The following is an 819-nucleotide window of genomic DNA, read 5'->3' on the forward strand; positions in this document are numbered from 1 at the left end:
AAAAACGGTACTTCTATCTTCCCATATCCTATCAGAGGTGCAAATGGTGACAGATGATGTAGTCTTGATTCATCATGGGCGCATTATTGAGCAGGGACAATTGGAAGAGGTGTTGCAAGATTCAGACAGTCTAGAAGATCTCTTCTTTGATTTGACAGAGGAGGTTTAAGATGAAAGAAACGATGTCTTTATTGCATTCAGAATGGTTGAAAATTCGCTCAACCAAGGCTTTCAGAGTGAGTATGGCCTTCATGCTGCTATTGGTGCCTGCCGTATCCTGGCTGGAGGGCCGACAGTATTTATCTGTCGGCTTGGATGCCACACCTGAGACGGTTCCCGGTCTCGCAGAAGCCATTGACCCGCTGGAATATCTAGGCCTCAATGGGGCTTCTATGGCAGGCATGGTTTTGGTCATCTTAGCTGGAATTTTGGGAGCTATGGAATTTCAGTCTCATAGCTTGAGAACCAGTCTTTTGACCTGTAATAACCGCCTGAAGTTGCTTGTGGGGAAACTCATGACCTTTGCTTGCTTTTCTCTTGCCAGTAGCTTTTTATCAATTTACTTTAGTTATATGGTCATGCACCTGGCTTTAGGAAAGGAAGGGCTTGATCCGATTCTGCTCAATCAGGCAGCTTGGAGTTTGATTTTGTGGAAAACCTTATCTCTAACCCTATTGGGAATCCTTTCATTTTTGTTAGGTTTATTGGCTCGGACCATGCTGGTTCCTCTGCTTTTTCTCGTACCCCAGATCTATAATCTGGGAAACTACCTGGCAGCTCACACGAGTTGGGGAGCTTATCTGCCACAGCCAGCAGGAG

General features: G+C 45.4%; 1 protein-coding gene and 1 pseudogene. Both read left to right on the forward strand.

Annotation, left to right across the window (positions count from 1 at the left end; genetic code table 11):
• Positions 1-169, forward strand: a pseudogene (locus D8792_RS10915) (ABC transporter ATP-binding protein); the annotation flags it as partial.
• Between the two features lies 1 nt (position 170).
• Positions 171-819, forward strand: a 649-nt coding sequence (locus D8792_RS10920; protein ID WP_125374010.1) for a lantibiotic ABC transporter permease, incomplete at its 3' end; no start/stop codon positions are given.

This window comes from Streptococcus cristatus (genome assembly GCF_003943505.1).
Taxonomy (GTDB): Bacteria; Bacillota; Bacilli; order Lactobacillales; family Streptococcaceae; genus Streptococcus; species Streptococcus cristatus_E.